This window comes from Micromonospora sp. NPDC005174, from assembly GCF_040608495.1.
Taxonomy (GTDB): domain Bacteria; phylum Actinomycetota; class Actinomycetes; order Mycobacteriales; family Micromonosporaceae; genus Micromonospora.
In genome coordinates, this window is the sequence record NZ_JBEXIJ010000009.1 from 195416 (window position 1) to 209989 (window position 14574).

Consider the following 14574-nt stretch of genomic DNA (forward strand, 5'->3'; position numbering starts at 1 on the left):
TCCGGCAGCCATCCTACCCACCGACGAAACCGATCGGTACAGAAATTTGCGGAGCAGGTCAGGACGTTGCTACGGTCATATCCGTACCGCTCGGTACACAATCTGCGAAGGAGATCGATCGTGGGACAGCTCGACGGCAGGACCGCTCTCGTCACCGGCGGCACCACGGGCATCGGCCTGGCCACCGCCCGCCGCTTCGCGGCCGAAGGCGCGTACGTCTTCGTCACCGGTCGCCGCAAGGGCCCGCTGGACGAGGCGGTGAGCAGCATCGGCGCCAACGCGACAGGCATCGTCAGCGACGTTGGCAACCTCGACGACCTGGACCGGGTGATGCGGACCATCGAGGAGCGCGGCGCAGGGCTGGACGTGGTGTTCGCCAACGCCGGCGGCGGCGAGTTCCGTCCGCTCGACTCGATCACGGTCGAGCACGTCGCCAACACCTTCGACACCAACGTCTACGGCACCATCTTCACTGTGCAGAAGGCGCTGCCCCTGCTCAACGAGGGTGCCTCGGTCGTGCTGACCGGCTCGACGGCGGCAGTCAGCGGCATCCCGGCCTTCGGCGTCTACGCCGCCTCCAAGGCCGCCATCCGCTCGTTCGGCCGCACCTGGGCCGTCGAGCTGATGGACCGGAAGATCCGGGTCAACACCCTCGTTCCCGGCTCCACCGAGACTCCCGGGCTCGCGGGCCTGGCACCCAGCGCCGCGGAGTCGTCCGCCCTGCTCGAGACCATCGCGTCCACCGTGCCCATGGGCCGGCTGGCCCACCCGGACGAGATCGCAAACGCGGCGCTCTTCCTCGCGTCCGACCAGAGCAGCTTCATGACCGGCAGCGAGATGTTCGTCGACGGCGGCGAAACGCAGCTCTGACGCAGGAACGCCCGGCCGATCCGCAAGGATCGACCGGGCGTTCTCGCATCTCACGAGCGGTGGCGGAGGGATTTGAACCCTCGGAGGGCGTTAACCCTCACACGCTTTCGAGGCGTGCTCCTTAGGCCACTCGGACACGCCACCGCCGACGAGGGTACAGGACCACCGGTTCGGACGCCGAACCGGTATCGCCCGAGCCGGCCTGGCAGGATCTTTGCCATGAGTACGCACATCGGCGCGAAGCCGGGCGAGATCGCCGAGCGGGTCCTGATGCCGGGCGACCCCCTGCGGGCCAAGTGGATCGCGGAGACCTACCTCGAGGGCGCGACCTGCTACTCGACGGTTCGGGGCATGCTGGGCTTCACCGGCCGTTGGAACGGTGTCGAGGTCTCCGTCCAGGGCTCCGGCATGGGCATGCCGTCGGCCTCCATCTACGCCCACGAGTTGATCAACGAGTACGGCGTGAAGACGCTGATCCGGGTCGGTTCCTGCGGCGCCCTCAGCACCGACCTGCAACTGCGCGACGTGGTCGCGGCGATCGGGTCGTCGACCGATTCGAACATGAACCGGATGCGCTTCGACGGGCTGATCGACTACGCACCGGTGGCCGACTTCGGGCTGCTGCGTACCTCGGTCGAGGTGGCCGAGCGGCGCGGCATCACGATGCACGTCGGACCGATCCTGGCGGCGGACGCCTTCTACACCGACCGGCCGGACCTCTACGACAGGCTCGCCGACTACGGGGTGCTGGCGGTGGAGATGGAGTCGGCGGCGCTCTACACGATCGCGGCCCGGTTCAAGGCACGGGCGCTGACCGTGCTGACCGTCAGCGACCACATCAAGACCGGCGAGAAGACCACGTCGGAGGAGCGGGAGCAGACCTTCAGCCAGATGGTCGAGATCGCCCTCGACACGATCATCGCCTGACGCGACCGGGGGCCGCGCGCCGCGGAGAGCGTGATGACTCACAGGCATCAAGATGCCCCAGAGTCATCACGCTCATTCGGGTGCGGACCCCGCCGGACCGCGGTACGACCACGCCGCGAGCGGCCCGGCCACGGCACGCGCGCCGCGTCAGCGGAAGAAGGCGCGCAGCACGGCGGCGGTCTCGGTTTCCAGCACACCGCCGTACACCTCGGGACGGTGGTTGAGCCGGCGGTCGCGCAGCACGTCCCAGAGCGAGCCGGCCGCGCCCGTCTTGGGTTCCCACGCGCCGAAGACGACGGTGGAGACCCGGGCCAGCACCAACGCGCCCGCGCACATCGTGCACGGTTCCAGCGTGACCACCAGGGTGCAGCCGTCCAGCCGCCACTCGCCGGTCCGCTCGGCCCCCCGACGCAGGGCCAGCACCTCGGCGTGGGCTGTGGGGTCGCCGGTCAGCTCCCGCTCGTTGCGACCGATCGCCAACTCGGTGCCGTCCGGGCCGTAGAGGACCGCACCCACGGGAATGTCGTCGACGCCGCCGCTGGGGATCGCCGGATCGGTGACGGCGACCTCTAGGGCCCGGCGCATCCACAGCTCGTGCCGTTGCCGTCGCCCGATCTCGCCGGGGTCGGCCAGGCCCTCGTGGGCCCCCGGTCCGGCACGCCGCACCGCTCCGGGCGTCGGCTGTCCCGGCCGGATCATCTCCAGCGCGGGGTCGGTGGCATCGGCGGGCTCAGACCTCACGCAACTCCTCGACCTCGTCGACGCAGCCGAGCACCTCGCAGATCTCGGCGGTGACGTCCGCCGGCAGCATTCCGTCGTGGCCGCAGAGCGTCAGCAGCTTCTGCGCGGAGATGCCCAGGTTGGCGAGCAGATCGGCATCGCCCACCGGGTCGGCCTCCGGGTCGACGGCCGGCTGCTCGCTCTCCTCGTCGCCGCTCGTGGCGGGGCGCGGCTCGTCGTCGCCATCGAGCCCGGTCACGGACGTCTTCAGGTCACCGACCAGCAGTTGCCCGAGCCGGGACTCCTCGGCGTACGCCGAGTCCGACCCGAAGACCCGCAGGTCCTCACCCTCGTCGAGACGCAGGATCACCAGGTACGCGTCGTCGGCCTCGACGAACAGCAGCGACACCGCGGCTTCCTGGTCCACGTCGCGCAGCCGGTCGGCGACCTCGTCGATGTCGGTGGCGCCCCGCAGGTTGACCTCGGCGGCAGTCCAGCCACTGTCGTCACGCACCACGGCCGCAGCGAAGTACGACACGGTTCCCCCAAAAGCCCTCGGCACAGCGCCGACTCGTCAAGGGTGCACGTTAGCCGGTCGGGTCGGCAGGCGACCGGTCAACGCCCCGAGACGCCGGCCAAACATGACAAAGTCGAATCAGCCGACCACTCGACGGCGGGTGGCAATGAGTTGGCGTAGACGCTCGGTGCGCTGTCGCTGCGGCCGGCTGCGCTGGCGTACCGCCCGCGCGCCCGCCAACTCGGCGAGCAGCTGGAGGCGGCGGCGGTTGCGATCCGGGTCCTGCCGCGGGGTGGTCCAGGCCATAGTGCCGAGAGTGCCGAGTCTCGGCGGCCACGTCAAGACGGCGTTCGCAACGCAGTCAACCGGGCACGCGGCGCAGTCGTCGGCGCCCGATCCGGGCCGATCGGAACCCGCTCACCAGAGCGGCCAGTCGCCGCTCGTCGCCCAGCGCACCGCCACCACGGCGGCGGCGATGCTCCAGCCGCCGGCGGTGACGATGGCGACTCCGGTGGCCACTCCACGATCGCCGCAACGGACCAGCACCAGTGCGGTCAGCCAGGCCAGCAGGCCGGCCACCGCCGTCCACCACGCGTAGCTGACCACGTCGGTGCCGAGGAGTCCGAACAGCAGGAGCCAGGCGGCCGCCGCTCCGCCGCCGGAGGCGACACCGCCGCCGGTGATCGGGTGCGGTTCGCGGTAGGTGGGCCTGGTCGGTGGTCCGGCCGGGAAGAGCCCCGACGGGGTACGCGACACCGGCCGCGCGGCGCCCGGCTCCGGGAAAGGGTCGGGTTGGGCGATGCTCACCGGCTGCTCTCCCTCACGCGCGTCGCTCGTACCCACGGTACCGGTCTGTCAGGATGACCGAATGCCCTCGCCGACGATCGGCCGCCGCGTGCGTCCGGCGTACCCGATCCTGTTGCTGCTCGCCCCGATGCTGGCCGCCGGCTGCGCGACGACCCGGCCCGGGGTGCCGCCGGACGGCGTCGCCGCGCCGTCGCCGTCGGCGGTCTGGGCGACCGGTGAGCAGCCGGCGGCCCCGACGGTCGCGCCGACCACGACCCGCCCGGCAAGCCCGACTCCGTCGCCGGCCAAGCCGTCGTCGAGCGCGCCCCGCGCCGGGGTCCGGCATGTCTTCCCGGTACGCGCCGGCAACGTGGACTACCACACGACGCACGGGGCGTACCCGGCGACGGACGTGTTCGCCAACTGCGGTGAGCCCTTCGTGGCGGTGACCGACGGCAAGGTGCTGGAGGTGAGTCGCGTCGACAGATACTCCAAGAGCGGGCCGCAGGGCCCGGACAACGGCGGCCTGTCGGTGTCGCTGCTCGGCGACGACGGGGTGCGCTACTACGGCTCGCACCTGAGCGTCGTCTCATCCGGGGTCGACGCGGGGGTGCGGGTTCGTGCCGGCCAGCAGCTCGGCAAGGTGGGCCGGACCGGCAACGCCAACAACGTCTGTCACGTGCACTTCGGAATCTCGCCGCCGTGCGCGGGCAAGGACGGGTGGTGGATCCGGCGGGGGGTGATCTGGCCGGCGCGCTATCTCGACTCGTGGCGGCGCGACGGCAACCGGGAACCGGCCGCCGAGGTGACCACGTGGCAGCGCGAACACGGCTGCCCGAAGGCGCCCTGACGTGGGCGCCCGGGACCCCATCGCCGACCTGCGCCGGATCGCGTTCCTGCTGGAGCGGGCGAACGAGGCCACCTACCGGGTGCGGGCCTTCCGTTCGGCGGCCAAGGCGCTGGCGGGCCTACCGGCGGCCGAGGTGGCCGAACGGGCTGGCAACGGCACGCTGACCGACCTCGCTGGCGTGGGGGACGTGACGGCCCGCTGCGTGGCGGAGTCCCTCTCCGGTGAGGAACCGGTCTATCTGCGCCGGCTGGTGGCGACCGAGGGCAGCGATCTGGATGCCGAGGCCACGGCGCTGCGCGCCGCCCTCAAGGGCGACTGCCACACCCACTCGGACTGGTCCGACGGCGGGTCGCCCATCGAGGAGATGGCGTTGGCCGCGGTGGAGTTGGGTCACGAGTACATGGTGCTGACCGACCACTCGCCGCGTCTGACCGTGGCCCGGGGGCTGACCGCCGCGCGGCTGCGGCGTCAGCTCGACCACGTGGCACAGGTCAACGCGGCACTGCCGGAGGGTTTCCGCATCCTCACCGGCATCGAGGTGGACATCCTCGCCGACGGCTCGCTCGACCAGGACGAGGAGTTGCTGGCGCGGTTGGACGTGGTGGTGGGCTCGGTGCACAGCGGCCTGAAGGACGAGCGGGCGAAGATGACCCGTCGGATGCTCACGGCGGTCGCCAACCCGCACCTGGACATCCTCGGGCACGTCACCGGCCGGATGGTGTCGTCCCGACCGGCGGGGGTGACCGGCCCGGGTGACAAGGGGCACCGGGCGCGTACCCGCGCGGAGAGCGACTTCGACGCGGACGCCGTCTTCGCCGCCTGCGCGGAGCACGACACCGCCGTCGAGATCAACTCACGGCCGGAGCGGCAGGACCCGCCGAAGCGGCTGATCCGCCGCGCCCTGGAGGCGGGTTGCCGCTTCGCGATCGACACGGACGCGCACGCCCCCGGCCAGCTCGACTGGCAGCGGTTCGGCTGCGAGCGGGCGGCGCTCTGCGGCGTCCCGGCCGACCGGGTGGTCAACACCTGGTCGGCCGAGCAACTGCTGGAGTGGACGCGCGACCGAGCCTGACCGACGGCCCGGGCTAGTCAGGGGCGTGGGGCGGGTCAGTGACGGACGGGCTCGGCGGCCGGTGCCGCGGGCGCGCCGACACCGACGACCGGACGGGACGTCCGGCGGCCGAACACACCCTGTGCGACAGCGACGCCCAGCAGCACGATCAGCGCGCCGACCGGCTGGTGCCAGTTGAGCCGCTCGTCGAGCACCACAGCGCCGATCAAGACCGCGAAGATCGGAATCAGGTACGTGACGGTGGACGCGGTGCTCGCGCCGGCCAACCTGATGTTGCGCATGTTGATGACGAAGGCGAGCCCGGTGCCGAGCGCCCCGAGGGCCAGGACGCTGAACACGACCTTCGCCGACGGCTCGGTGGGCAGCGGCGGCGCACCCGCGACGAACGGGGTGACGATGGCAAGCTGCGCGGTCGCGAGCAGCAACTGCGCGGTGGAAAGGGACAGGCCGGAGTGCGTGCTCCCCGCGACGAACCGCTTCTGGTACGGGATGGCGACGCCGTAGCAGGCGGCCGCGCCGAAACACATCAGCTGCCCGACGAAGTGTGCTCCGCCGATGCCCTCCCAGACACCCAGCACGACGAGCACCCCGACGAATCCCAGTCCGAGACCGATCGCGCGGCGCACGGTCAACCGTTCGGTCCGGAACACCAGCACCGCGAGCGGCAGCACGATCAACGGCGTCGTGGCGTTCCAGATGCCGGCGAGCATCGACTCGACCCGCTGCTCGCCGTAACCGAAGAGGGTGAACGGCACGGCCACGCCGAACGCGGCGACGACGGCCAGGTGCGCCCACACCCGAGGCTCGCGGGGCAGCCGGTCGCGCAGCACCGCGAGGACGACCAGCAGGGTCAGCGCGCCGGCCGCGACGCGGTAGAGGGTCAGCTGCACGGGGTGCAGCTCGGCCACGCCGACCTTGATGAACAGGAAGCTGGAACCCCAGATGGCGGCGAGGGCGAAGAAACCCGGCAGCCAGGCACGCAGCGGGGACCTGTCAGGAGCGATATCGGTTGTCACCCCTGACACTCTGCCCGAGGGGTGCGACGAAGTCGCGGGACTTTTCGCTGCTTGGACACGACAAACGACGTCGACATCCGGGCCGGGTGGTCACGTAGTGTCGCAGCGTGGGACGAATTGATGAAATCGCCAACCGCTACGTGGCCGAGTGGGCTCCGCTGAGCCCGACCGGCGCTACCTACGTCGGCATCGCCGGCCACGATGACCAGCTCGACGACCTCTCACCCGCCGGGTACGAGGCGCGCGCCGACCTGACCCGCCGGACGCTCACCGAGCTGGAGGCGGCCAAGTCGGAGACCGAGGCGGAGCGCACCGCCAAGGAGGCCATGCAGGAACGGCTCGGTCTGGACCTGGCCCGCTACGAGGCCGGCGAGACGACGAGCGAAGTCAGCGTGATAACCAGCGGGCTGCACGAGATCCGCATGGTGTTCGACCTGATGCCGACCGCGACCGCCGACGAGCAGGCCAACATCGCCACCCGACTCAACGGCCTGGCCGGCGCGCTGGAGGGCTACAAGACCACGTTGCGCGAGGCGCTCGCCGACGGGCAGGTCAGCTCGAAGGTGCAGCTCGTCGAGGTGGCCAAGCAGTGCGACATCTGGACCGACCCGACCGGGGACAACTTCTTCCACGGCCTGGTCGAGCGGCTGGGCGCGGACGGAACCCTCGGCGCCGAGCTGCGCCGGGGCGCGTCGGCGGCGACCGCGGCGACCGCGGAGTTCGGCCAGTTCCTCCGGACCGAGTTGGCCCCGCACGGGCGGGACAAGCAGGCCGCCGGCCGGGAACGCTACGAACTCGCCTCGCAGTACTTCCTTGGCGCGAAGATCGACCTGGACGAGACGTACGCCTGGGGTTTCGCGGAGCTGGCCCGCCTGGAGTCGGAGATGCGGGTCGTGGCCGGGCGCATCGCGGGCTCGGGCGCGACGGTCGACGAGGCGGTGGCCACGCTCGACGCCGACCCGGCGCGGACCATCCAGGGCAAGGAGGCGTTCCGCGACTGGATGCAGGCGCTCGCCGACAAGGCCATCGCCGAGTTGCACGGCACCCACTTCGACATCCCGGAGCAGGTCCGCCGGATCGAGTGCTGCCTCGCGCCGACCAGCGACGGCGCCATCTACTACACCGGGCCGAGCGAGGACTTCTCGCGGCCGGGTCGGATGTGGTGGGCGGTGCCGCAGGGCATCACCGACTTCTCCACCTGGCGGGAGGTGACGACGGTCTACCACGAGGGCGTGCCGGGTCACCACCTCCAGGTGGCGCAGACGGCCGTCCGGGCCGACCTGCTCAACCGCTGGCAGCGGCTGCTCTGCTGGGTCTCCGGGCACGGCGAGGGCTGGGCCCTCTACGCGGAGCGGCTGATGGACGAGCTGGGTTACCTCCAGGACCCGGGCGACAAGCTGGGCATGCTCGACGGTCAGGCGATGCGCGCCGCCCGGGTGATCGTCGACATCGGCATGCACCTGGAGCTGCAGATCCCCAAGGACAACCCGTTCGGCTTCCACCCGGGCGAGCGGTGGACGCCAGAGCTGGGCTGGGAGTTCATGCGGGCGCACTGCCGGGTGCCGGACGAGAACCTGCGCTTCGAGCTGAACCGCTACCTGGGCTGGCCGGGGCAGGCACCGTCGTACAAGGTCGGTGAGCGGATCTGGTTGCAGGCCCGCGAGGACGCCATGGCGCGCAAGGGTGCCGACTTCGACCTGCGGGAGTTCCACCGGCAGGCGTTGGACCTGGGCGCGCTGGGCCTCGACCCGCTGCGCAAGGCGCTGGACCGGCTCTGACCGGTACGCGTCGCGTCGGTATTCAGCCCGTGGGCGGCGTCCGGGTCCGGACGTCGCCCCACGGTGCGATCACTGCAGCGTCTGCTTGAGGCTGGGTCGGCCGCTCAACGTGTCGCAGGAGATGAAGGCCAGGTCGATCTGCGGATCGGTGAAGGTGAGCGGCAGCGGCGAGGTGACCGGGATGCCGTCCGGGAGAGGCAGGTCCGGGGTCAGGGTGACCTTGATGCCCAGGAACCGGCCGACGAACCGGGTCGCGTAGAAGGTCACGTCACCGTCGATGGTGAGCTGGTCGGTCTCGCTCAACAACGAGCCGCCCGAAGGCCCCGCGACCAGCAACGCGAAGTCGCTGGTCACCGCCTTGCTCATGGTGAACTTCAGCGCCCGCATCTCGCCGTTGGCGGTACGCAACGGCTCGACCCCGCGAAACCGCAGGTTCGTCATCACCACCTTGGAGCCGGTCAGCTTCGCCGGAGTGGCGGCGACCTTGGGCATGTCCGGGTCCGCCGCCAGCTTCGGCAGCGGCTTACCGGGCTCGACGGGCGTCGGCTTAGTCGGCTTGGTGGGCTTCGGGCTGACACAGGGGGCGTCGGGTCTCGCGGTCGGGGTGGAGCCGGGAGTGGCGCCGCCGCTACGGGTGGGACCGGCGCTCGGGCTGGCCGACTGGCCGGCTCGCGCGGCGCTGCTGGTGGGCTCGGGCGGGGCGGCGGATTCCGACTCGTCGTCGCCGCCGGTGAGCAGGTCGCCGATGCCGTCGACAATTGTGGTGAGCAGATTCCCGTCCGACTTCTCCGTCGTGGCGGTGGGGCTCGGACTCGGGCTCGGGCTGGCCGGCGAGGTGGCGGGCGTGCTGGGCCCGGCAGACGAGGTGGGCGTCGGGCAGGGGAGCCCGGCCGCTCGCACCGGCGACGCCCCGTCGACAGTCGTCAGGCCTGCGCTGGCGAGGCTCATGAGCAGCAGCGTCACCACGTACGTCTTCGGATCGCGGGCGACCGTCGACCTGGTCTGCGACGCCTCCGGCTCGACGACGGGCGGCATCTCCGTTGTGTCGCTCGCGCTCGCCTGCCGGGGCGGAGCCGGCTCGCGCAACACTGCCCGCGGCTCCGGCAGGATGTCGGTGAGTGGCCCGGTGACCTCGTCCTCCCGCTGCCGGGGCGGCAGGAGTTCGTCGACGAGCGGCGGTTCGTCGACGGTCTCGCCATCTCCCGCCAGCTGGTCGTCCGGCTCCTCGGCGGCTGGGGGCGCCGCCGCGGACTTCTTGACCGGCACCCAGGCGAAGCCGAGCGCGCTGCCGACCATGCCCAGCAACATGCCGATGAAGAACCCGCCGAGGTTGACTCCGATCAGGGAATAGACCGCGGTTACCGCGCCGACGATGGCATAGAAGATCCGCTGCGCGGGGCTGAGCCACATCAGGACGCCGCAGGTGACCAGGATGGTGGGGATCAACCAGGACAGGAAGCCGGTTGGTCCCATCTGCAGGGTCAGCCCGGCCAGGCTGACCTTGGTGGTGCCGAGGATCTCCACTCCGGCCAGGATGGTGAAGAGGCCGCCCCAGAATGGCCGGGACCGCCGCCAGCGGCGGAAACCGCGCCAGGCCTGACCGACACGGCCGGGCTGCGCGCGATGAGTGGCGGTCGACACGTACGTCCTCCTGGGGTGAAAGGGGTGGGCAGGACCGAGGCTCGCGAGAGGCGCCCCTCGCGAGCCTCGGCGGTGTCAGCTCAGAAGCATTCCTTGGCCTCGGCGCCGACGTTGACCTTCAACTTGAGGCCGGTAAGCGTGAAGGTGCCGGCGGTGGTGTAGCGGGCGACCTGCTCAAGGTCCTTGATGTTCACGTGCGTGGCGTCCTGACCGAACGAGCCGGCGTCAGCCGGGCCGAGGTCGCTGGCGTCCCTACCGATGTTGATGTTGGTGAACTCGGCGTCACCCTCGAGCGACTCCATCGCGATCAGCAGGTTCTTGGCGACGGCCTCCTTGCCGGGGCCGCCGTCGCCGGCGTTGATGGTCAGCACGATCTTGGGAAAGCCGGGCACGGAGGCGTCGACCGACTGGCACAGCTTGGTCAGGCGAGCCTCGCCGATCGCCGACATGGCCACCGGGATGATCCTGCCGTCCTTGGTGGTCACCACGCCGCCGTACTGCTTGAAGCCGTCTCCGTCGAGCTCGGAGGCGGAGATCTTGAACGGCTTGCCGGCGACGGTGATGTTGGCGGCGATGGCGCCGTTGGCCATACCGAAGACGATGCCGCCGGCAGCGACCGCAGCGGGAACCATCATGGCGGCGAAGCGACGCCAGCGGGTGCCACCCTGCGCCTGACGGGTTTCCGAATCCTTCACGGGTCCTCCTCGAACCGGGGGTCACCGATCGCAGTCGCGACTCGGGACTACGGGAAAGCACGTGGCCGCTGCGGCCCGCTCCGGGGGATGGTCGGCGGATCGCGCAGTGTGCGGATTGGATGTTCTCGCGAAGCGACGTACCTCACAAGGGCGCTGCTACTGGCCGGTAACTCCAGCTCCACGTCAAGATCGTCGAGCGTCACCGTCAGTCAGACCTGGACCGCTCCGCCCCGGGCCACAAGCCACCGAAATTGGGAAGAATGCCCGCAAGATTTTCACCGCACGTAGTGGCGGCACAGCGTTGTTACAGTTACGTAACGCCGGGCTGAAAAGCCACTGAAGATGATGCGTTGCTCATCCGTACGGCTGAGCCGGCAACGTCACCGCGCCTCGGCGAGCCAATCGTCCAGCAGGCGGTGATCTATCGAGTCCACCCGACCGAGCCGGCGACCTGCCGCGACCCGCGCCCGCAGTTCCTCGCGGGTGAACCAGCGCGCCTCCAGCAGCTCCACGCCGTCCACGCGAACCTCGTCGGAGGTCGCGGTGGCCCGGAAGCCCACCATCATCCCGGCGGGGAACGGCCAAGCCTGCGACCCCTGGTAGGCCACGTCGGTGACGGTGATCCCGGCCTCCTCGGCCATCTCCCGCCGGACCGCGTCCTCCAGACTCTCGCCGACCTCGACGAAGCCCGCCAACGTCGAGTACGAGTCCTCGGCCGCGCCCGCGTGCCGAGCCAGCAGGCAACGCTCCGGCGATCCGGGCGCCTCGACCAACACGATGATCGCCGGTTCGATGCGGGGGAACAGCAGGCGACCACACTCCGCGCCGGAACACGTCCGCACGTGGCCGCCACCGCCGGCGACGGCCGCCGCACCGCAGGTGCCGCAGTAACGCTGCTGCCGGTGCCAGTGCAACAACCCTCGCGCGTACGCCTGGATCGCCGCGCCGGCCGGGTCGAGTCGCCCGACCAGCGCCCGCACGTCGACGGCCCGCGCTGCCCCCGACATCTCGACGGCGGTGTGCTCACCGAGCCCGGACAGGTCCACGGCGAACACCGCGACGTCTCCGTCGAGCCCCAGGAAGACGGTCTCGCCAGCGGCCGAACGCACCAGAGACGCGCGGTCGGCCGTCAACCGGACCGGACCGTCGCCGTCGACGAGGCAGCGGTCCCGCCACAGCGGCAGCACCACCGTCGTCGGGTCGGCCAGCAACTCGTCCAGTCGGGTCGGGTCGGTACGCAGCCCGGCCGCCCGGTCCAACGAACCGCCGCCGTACGCCAACACCCGCTCCGCAGCGTCCACCCCGCCACCGTGCCACGCTCGCCGCCCAGCGCCGGCACCGACCCCACTCTCCCCTGACTCGCCGGGCGACACGCGGTGGCGACACCGGGCGAGCGCAGACCGGTTGACGGCCGGGCATTGGTTACCGTGGTGTCTTCGGGAGTAGGGACCCCCGCGGCACCTGGCGATCGAGGTTGCAGTGACGCTGTACGGCGACAAACGTCCACCCGCCGACGACCGACCCACCGTGCAGGTCACGGCGGTCACCTGGCCGGACGACGAGCCGGAGGCGGTCACACCGGCCACGGCCACGAGCGAGCCGGACAACGGCGGCCGCCGTCCACACCGCGCACGGATGCTGATCGGCGCGAGCATCACCGGCGGTGTCCTCGCCGCCGTGGCGGGCGCTGGCGCCTGGGCGTACGCCGGGGACGTGCCCCGGGGCACCAACGTACTCGGCGCCGAGCTGGGTGGCAGAAGCCGCAGCGCGGCCGACCGGGAGTTGCGAGCGGAGCTGGATCGGCGGGCGGCAGCCCTCGCCGCGCCCCTGCGGATCACGGTCGGGGAGCGCACCGCCGAGGTCAAACCCGCCGACGTGGGGCTCGCGGTCGACGTGGCGGCCACCGTGGTGGCAGCAGCCGAGGCCGAGGCGCATCCGGTCAGTCGGCTGGTCGGCTCCCGCACCGTCGATCCGGTGGTCACCATCGACGCGGACCGTCTGGACGCGGCGCTGCGCACGGTACTCGGCGACCAGGTCCGTCCGATGACGATGCCGGCCATCACCTACAAGGGCACCACCCCCAAGGTGGTACGCCCCCAGCCGGGCCTCGCGTTCGACCGGAAGCGTTCGGCCGACGCCGTCCGGACCGGCTGGCTGGCCGGCACTCCGGTCACCCTGCCACTCGTGGCGAGCGAGCCGGCGACCACCGTCGAAGAGCTGGACCGACTGGTCGCCGAACTGGCCAAGCCCGCCGTGTCCGCACCGGTGACCCTGCGCACCGACCGGGGCTCGGTGCAGGTGCCGCCGGCTGCCATCGCGAAGAGCCTCCGGTTCAGCGCCGACAAGGCCGGCAAGCTCACCCCGGCCGTCGACGTCAAGCGGCTCCGGGCAGTCCTCGGTGACGATCTGAACGCGATCGAGGTGCCGCCGAAGGACGCGACGATGACCATCGCCGGCGGCCGTCCCAGGGTCGTCGACGGGCGGCCCGGCCAGCAGCTCGACACCGCCACCCTGGAACGCGAACTGCTGGCGGTGCTGCCCAGGACCGACAGACGAGAGGTGGCCGGAGAGCTGGAGACGACGCCGCCGGAGGTGACCGCGGAGAAGCTGGCAGGTCTGGGCATCAAGGAACGGGTCTCCACCTTCACCACACGGTTCACCGGCGGGATGGCGTCACCGCGCAGCCAGAACATCGCCACCGTCGCCAAGAAGGTGGACGGTACGGTCGTGCTGCCGGGCAGGACGTTCTCGTTGAACGGGCACACCGGCGAGCGCGGCTACGCGCAGGGCTACCGGGACGCGCCGGTCATCCTGGACGGCAAGCTGGTGCCGGGCGTCGGGGGCGGCACCTCACAGTTCACGACGACGCTCTTCAACGCCGCCTACTACGCGGGCCTGGAGGACGTCGAGCACAAGCCTCACTCGTACTGGTTCGACAGGTACCCGGCCGTCATCGAGTCGACCATCTTCTGGCCGAGCCTGGACTTGAAGTTCCGCAACAACACCGAGTACGGCCTGCTCATCGACTCGTCGTACACGTCGAGTTCGGTGACCGTCGCCATCTGGAGCACGAAAATCTACGACAGCGTGAAGACGGAGTACGGCCCGCGCCGCAACACCACCACGCCGAAGCGCATCCACCTCGAACCCGGTCCGAAGTGCATACCCAGCAACGGCATCAACGGCTTCACCCAGGACGCCTTCCGGGTCATCAAGAAGGGCGGCGCGGTGGTCAGGCGGGAGAAGTTCACCTGGCGCTATGACGCTGAGCCCCGCTACGTCTGCGGTCCCAAGCTGTCCTGAGCGCGCTCGTCGGTGTCGTCGGCTGACGGCCTGGGCGTCATTCGCTCCTCCTGCACACGGATCTCGGTCCGGCACCGGGGTCGCCGCGGGATCAGCAGGTCATCCACAATGCCGAGCCTTAGCCCCAACCGCTCCCACCCCACCCCACCCCACCCCACCTCATGGTTGATCATGAAGTTATTGCCATTGCTGTCGGCGTGTCGCGGCAATAACTTCATGATCAACGGGGGATGGGGTTGGGCAGGTGGGGTGTGGGGGAAATGCACATGCAGATAGGGCCACCCCTGTTCAGGGGTGGCCCTATCTGGAAGATTGTCCGGCGGTGTCCTACTCTCCCACACCCTCACGAGTGCAGTACCATCGGCGCTGGAGGGCTTAGCTTCCGGGTTCGGAATGTGA

General features: G+C 70.7%; 13 protein-coding genes, 1 tRNA gene, 1 rRNA gene and 1 pseudogene. 6 read left to right on the plus strand and 10 right to left on the minus strand.

Annotated features, from left to right (window positions below):
* Nucleotides 1-120 precede the first annotated feature (120 nt).
* Nucleotides 121-870 (plus strand): SDR family oxidoreductase, encoded by a 750-nt coding sequence (locus ABZU91_RS13660; RefSeq protein WP_355238795.1) that lies wholly within the window; start codon nt 121-123, stop codon nt 868-870.
* Nucleotides 871-927: 57 nt separating this feature from the next.
* Here the strand turns inward: ABZU91_RS13660 and ABZU91_RS13665 are convergent.
* A tRNA-Ser gene (locus tag ABZU91_RS13665) sits at nt 928-1014 on the minus strand.
* Nucleotides 1015-1089: 75 nt separating this feature from the next.
* Between ABZU91_RS13665 and deoD the strand changes: the two genes are divergently transcribed.
* Entirely contained in the window at nt 1090-1797 is a 708-nt protein-coding gene (deoD, locus tag ABZU91_RS13670) for a purine-nucleoside phosphorylase (protein ID WP_355238798.1), read from the plus strand.
* A 147-nt stretch (nt 1798-1944) separates the two neighbouring features.
* On the opposite strand, the gene ABZU91_RS13675 is transcribed toward deoD, so the two are convergent.
* The 4 genes from ABZU91_RS13675 to ABZU91_RS13690 form a co-directional block, all read right to left on the minus strand.
* A complete protein-coding gene (locus ABZU91_RS13675; protein ID WP_355238858.1) occupies nt 1945-2496 on the minus strand; it encodes a nucleoside deaminase in 552 nt (183 codons plus the stop codon).
* Between the two features lie 31 nt (nt 2497-2527).
* On the minus strand, nt 2528-3055 hold the full coding sequence (locus ABZU91_RS13680) for a tRNA adenosine deaminase-associated protein (RefSeq protein WP_355238801.1): 528 nt from the start codon (nt 3053-3055) through the stop codon (nt 2528-2530).
* Nucleotides 3056-3172: 117 nt separating this feature from the next.
* Complete coding sequence (locus ABZU91_RS13685) at nt 3173-3340, minus strand: hypothetical protein (protein WP_167362451.1); 168 nt, start codon at nt 3338-3340, stop codon at nt 3173-3175.
* Between the two features lie 111 nt (nt 3341-3451).
* Nucleotides 3452-3835: a hypothetical protein gene (locus tag ABZU91_RS13690; protein ID WP_355238861.1), complete on the minus strand. Its 384-nt coding sequence runs from the start codon at nt 3833-3835 to the stop codon at nt 3452-3454.
* 67 nt (nt 3836-3902) lie between these two features.
* On the opposite strand from ABZU91_RS13690, the gene ABZU91_RS13695 reads away from it, so the two are divergent.
* Nucleotides 3903-4670: a peptidoglycan DD-metalloendopeptidase family protein gene (locus tag ABZU91_RS13695; protein ID WP_355238805.1), complete on the plus strand. Its 768-nt coding sequence runs from the start codon at nt 3903-3905 to the stop codon at nt 4668-4670.
* A gap of 1 nt (nt 4671) precedes the next feature.
* Entirely contained in the window at nt 4672-5742 is a 1071-nt protein-coding gene (locus ABZU91_RS13700; protein ID WP_355238809.1) for a PHP domain-containing protein, read from the plus strand.
* Here ABZU91_RS13700 and ABZU91_RS13705 read toward each other — a convergent pair.
* Nucleotides 5625-6758: pseudogene (locus ABZU91_RS13705) on the minus strand (DMT family transporter); the annotation flags it as partial. The gene ABZU91_RS13700 and the pseudogene ABZU91_RS13705 overlap by 118 nt on opposite strands.
* Before the next feature lie 107 nt (nt 6759-6865).
* On the opposite strand from ABZU91_RS13705, the gene ABZU91_RS13710 reads away from it, so the two are divergent.
* Nucleotides 6866-8536 carry a DUF885 domain-containing protein gene (locus ABZU91_RS13710; protein ID WP_355238811.1) on the plus strand — a complete coding sequence of 557 codons (1671 nt, stop codon included), beginning with the start codon at nt 6866-6868 and terminating at the stop codon, nt 8534-8536.
* Between the two features lie 69 nt (nt 8537-8605).
* Here ABZU91_RS13710 and ABZU91_RS13715 read toward each other — a convergent pair whose 3' ends face one another.
* From ABZU91_RS13715 to nudC, 3 genes are all read right to left on the minus strand, one after another.
* Nucleotides 8606-10177: a DUF6114 domain-containing protein gene (locus ABZU91_RS13715; RefSeq protein ID WP_355238814.1), complete on the minus strand. Its 1572-nt coding sequence runs from the start codon at nt 10175-10177 to the stop codon at nt 8606-8608.
* 80 nt (nt 10178-10257) lie between these two features.
* Nucleotides 10258-10812: a DUF6230 family protein gene (locus ABZU91_RS13720; RefSeq protein ID WP_355238864.1), complete on the minus strand. Its 555-nt coding sequence runs from the start codon at nt 10810-10812 to the stop codon at nt 10258-10260.
* Nucleotides 10813-11252: 440 nt separating this feature from the next.
* The gene (nudC, locus tag ABZU91_RS13725) at nt 11253-12173 is read right to left on the minus strand and encodes an NAD(+) diphosphatase (RefSeq protein ID WP_355238817.1); all 921 of its coding nucleotides are present in this window, start codon (nt 12171-12173) and stop codon (nt 11253-11255) included.
* A gap of 178 nt (nt 12174-12351) precedes the next feature.
* Here nudC and ABZU91_RS13730 point away from each other — a divergent pair, with 178 nt between their 5' ends.
* The gene (locus tag ABZU91_RS13730) at nt 12352-14175 is read left to right on the plus strand and encodes a VanW family protein (protein ID WP_355238820.1); all 1824 of its coding nucleotides are present in this window, start codon (nt 12352-12354) and stop codon (nt 14173-14175) included.
* Between the two features lie 314 nt (nt 14176-14489).
* On the opposite strand, the gene rrf is transcribed toward ABZU91_RS13730, so the two are convergent.
* Nucleotides 14490-14574: ribosomal RNA gene (gene rrf / locus ABZU91_RS13735) — 5S ribosomal RNA — on the minus strand; the annotation flags it as partial.

Bases quoted from the DNA above. Each gene is read 5' to 3' on its own strand.
- deoD (WP_355238798.1), top strand. From the start codon at position 1,090: ATGAGTACGCACATCGGCGCGAAGCCGGGCGAGATCGCCGAGCGGGTC.
- ABZU91_RS13675 (WP_355238858.1), bottom strand. From the start codon at position 2,496: ATGATCCGGCCGGGACAGCCGACGCCCGGAGCGGTGCGGCGTGCCGGA.
- ABZU91_RS13685 (WP_167362451.1), bottom strand. From the start codon at position 3,340: ATGGCCTGGACCACCCCGCGGCAGGACCCGGATCGCAACCGCCGCCGC.
- ABZU91_RS13695 (WP_355238805.1), top strand. From the start codon at position 3,903: ATGCCCTCGCCGACGATCGGCCGCCGCGTGCGTCCGGCGTACCCGATC.
- ABZU91_RS13720 (WP_355238864.1), bottom strand. From the start codon at position 10,812: ATGATGGTTCCCGCTGCGGTCGCTGCCGGCGGCATCGTCTTCGGTATG.